Origin of the sequence: Dietzia sp. Cai40 (assembly GCF_014145165.1) — a bacterium.
Classification (GTDB): Bacteria; Actinomycetota; Actinomycetes; order Mycobacteriales; family Mycobacteriaceae; genus Dietzia; species Dietzia natronolimnaea.
This window is the reverse complement of the sequence record NZ_JAALEB010000063.1, coordinates 1-3,270: the sequence shown is the minus strand read 5'-3', so window position 1 is coordinate 3,270 and position 3,270 is coordinate 1. Positions and strand designations below refer to the sequence as shown.

The following is a 3,270-nucleotide window of genomic DNA, read 5'->3' as shown; positions in this document are numbered from 1 at the left end:
GCGCCGCCGGTCACGCCCACCTCGCCGACGCGGCGGTGCGGGTCGCAGTGCAGCGCGAGGATGCGGTCCACGCCCTCCACCACGCCCTCCTCGACGCAGTCCTTGGCGCCACCCGGCATGGTCTCCTCCGCCGGCTGGAAGATCAGGCGCACGGGGCGCGGCGGCGGGTCGGCGACCAGCATCTCGGCCGCGCCCAGGAGCATCGCGGTGTGGCCGTCGTGACCGCACGTGTGGGCGACCCCGTCGACCTCCGAGGCGAAGGGCTCGCCGGAGTCCTCGCCCATGGCCAGTGCGTCGATGTCCGCGCGCAGGGCCACGACGTCCGTCGCGGTGGCGCCGTCGGCGGCCGGGACGTCGCACCACAGGCCGGTGCCGATCCGGAACCGCGTCGGCTCGAGCCCCATCGACCGGAGCTCACCCTCGATGTAGTCGGTGGTCTCGGTCTCCTCGTAGGACAACTCGGGGTGGGCGTGGATGTGGCGCCGCCACCCGATCAGTCGTCCCTCGAACCCGTCCGCGTCGCCGGGTTCACTCTTCTTGCGTCCGAACACCGAACACCTCCTGACAGAAGTCGACCACCCGGTCCCCGAGCAGCTGCCTGTTGGCCAATTTCACGAACTCGTGACCCTCGTCCTCGAAGAGCAGCACGTCCACCGGTACGCCGCGGCGACGCAAGGCCTCCACGGCCTGCTCCGTCTCGCTGAGCGGCACATTGGTGTCGTGTGCCCCGTGGACGAAGAGCACGGGGACGTCGACATGGTGATACAGATGTAGCGGCGACGCCTCCCTGAGTAGTTCCCGCTCCTGCAGCGGGTTCCCGTACTTGGGATAGGCGGCGGCGGCGATCCACGGCTCGGTGGTGCGGTAGAAACTCTGGAGATCGCTCATCCCGCACGCCGCGATGCCCCCTCGCCACCGCCCGGGGTGCCGGACCAGGGTCGCGTTGACGAGGTACCCGCCGTAGGAGCGGCCCGAGACCACCGCCCGGTCGGGGTCGGCGATGCCCGCCTCGACCAGGTGCAACAGCGCGTCCTCGACGTCGTCGATCCCCGCGAAGCGGCCGTAGCGGTCGTCGGCGTGGCTGAAGAAGCGTCCGGACCCCGTGGACCCACGCACGTTGGGCGCGAAGTAGGTCACGCCGATGTCGAGGTACCGGCGGGCGAGGTCGTTGTACCCCGGCCGGGACTGTCCCTCGGGCCCGCCGTGGAGGTACACGACCGTGGGCGTCGGTTCGTCGGCCGGGTCTGCGCGGTACAGCCAGCCGGACAACTCCAGCCCGTCGCGGGCCGTGAAGTGGACCAGCACCGGCGCCGGATCCGGTTGCCTCGGCGGCTCTCCCGTCCACCTCCGTCGCTCCACGTCGTACATGACGATGCGCGGCGGCTGGTCGAGGCTCTGCACGGTGAGCGCCAGCAGACGGCCGTCGGCGGTGAGGGTGGGCGAGGACGCCACGACCTCGGGGAGCGGCGGTCTGACGATCACCCGCGGCCGGTCCCCGCTCAGGTCGAGCACCTCGATCTCCGACAAGCCCCCGCGGACGTTCCACAGCAGCACCGCCGTCGAACGGTCCAGGCTCACCTCCACCCGGTCCAGGTCCGCGTCCTCCCGGTAGGCCACCGGCCAGGACTCGGTGCTCTCCTCGTCCGCCTCCACGGCGAGCAGGCCCATGCGCTCCGCGGAGTGGTCGCTGCGCACGAGCATCTTCATGGGCCGGTTCTCACCCCCGGCGTCCAGGATCACTCCGGCATCCGTGGTGGACCCGGTGTCGACCGGCAGGAGCGGCCACCACCGGCCGTCCGGGACGATCCGGAGCAACTCGCGGTGGCCACGCGCGCCCACCCGGAACAGGGCGGCCCCGTCACGGGCGTGGACGAGCGCGCCCCCCATCCGGCTGTCGACCACCGTGCTCTCGCCCGTCTCCGGGTCCACCAGCCTGCCCTCGGCCAGTCCCTCGGAGTCGAAGGCGGTCAGGGCCAGCAGGTCGCCGTCCCAGCAGACGATCTGCTCGGTGGCGTCGTGGTGGGTGTCGATCGGGTAGACGTCCTTGTCCGCGGGATCGGTCGTGACCAGCCAGATCCGCTCGCGCTCACCGCCGTCGGGTGCCACCTCACAGGCCAGCCACTTGCCGTTGGGAGAGTAGGCGACTCGACGGACCGGGCCGTTGACGGGCAGCACGACGTCGCGCTCCGGCCCTGCCCCGTCGAGGCCCCCCAGGCCCAGTGGCCGCTGCACCGCCCGCGGGTATCCGGTGCGCTCGGTGACCACGCACGCCAGCATCGACCCGTCCGGGGACAGGCACGGAGAGGTGGTGTGACGGATCGCGTCCGGCCCCCCGGCGGCGTCGTCGGGTGGGCCGGCGACGTCCAGGGACTCGGCCTCCTCGGTGATCTCGGTCGTGTCATGCACGGTGGATCCAGGTGTCCTTTCCCCCGCCCCCGCTCGAGGCGTTGACGACCATCGTGCCCGCCGGAGCCACCCGTGTCAGTGCGACGGGCGGGGCGGAGGCGAGGATCTCACCCGAGTCCCCGGGTCGGAGCATGACGAACGCCCGCATGTCGACGTGCCGGCGCTGGAGTTCGTGCCCGTCGAACGTCGGCAGGGTGGACAGGGCCTGGACCTCCTGCGCGACGAATCGCTCGCCGTGCCGCCGCAGCTCGTCGCGGCGCTCGTCGAGCTCGCGGGGCGTGCACTCGGGGCCGACGGTGATGCCGGAGCCCCCGTACCCGTCGATCGGCTTGACCACGAGCTCCCCCAGCCGGTCGAGGACCTGCTTACGCTGCTCGGGGTCGGAGCAGAGATAGGTGTCCACCTGGCCGATGAGGGGCTTCTCGCCCAGGAAGAAGTTGATGATCTCCGGCACGCGCGCGTAGATCGCCTTGTCGTCCGCCGCGCCGTTGCCGGGGGCGTTGACCACGGCCACCCCGCCCTCCGCCATCGCGCCGAGCAGACCGCGCCGCAGAACGGTTCCGTCGGCCCCCTCGGAGGAGAGCAGCATCTCCTCGTCCATACGGACGTAGAGCACGTCGACGGGGCTGCGCTCGTCGCCGTCGACGCGCCACAGTCGACTGTCCTCGACCACCAGGTGGTCGGGGGTGACGAGCGGGCCGCCGATCGCGGCCGCGACCTGGCCCAGGTCGAAGGATCCGAGCTCGTCCTCCGCGATCACCACCGCGATCGCCGGATCGTCGACGCCGTCCGGCGCGGCCGCGCGCAGCGTCTGCGTCAGCATGTCCAGGCCGACCCGGGGATCGTGGATCTCGGACCGTGCGC

The 3,270-nt window shown here is 71.9% G+C and carries 3 protein-coding genes; all 3 read right to left on the bottom strand.

Going from position 1 to position 3,270, the window contains the following annotated elements; genetic code table 11:
- On the bottom strand, positions 1 to 551 hold a 551-nt coding region (locus G6022_RS02935; RefSeq protein WP_182690992.1), incomplete at its 3' end, for an amidohydrolase.
- Complete coding sequence (locus G6022_RS02930; RefSeq protein ID WP_182639838.1) at positions 529 to 2,406, bottom strand: prolyl oligopeptidase family serine peptidase; 1,878 nt, start codon at positions 2,404 to 2,406, stop codon at positions 529 to 531. The genes G6022_RS02930 and G6022_RS02935, both read right to left, overlap by 23 nt.
- A partial coding sequence (locus G6022_RS02925) for a circularly permuted type 2 ATP-grasp protein (RefSeq protein ID WP_182690991.1) occupies positions 2,399 to 3,270 on the bottom strand: 872 nt, incomplete at its 5' end. The genes G6022_RS02930 and G6022_RS02925, both read right to left, overlap by 8 nt.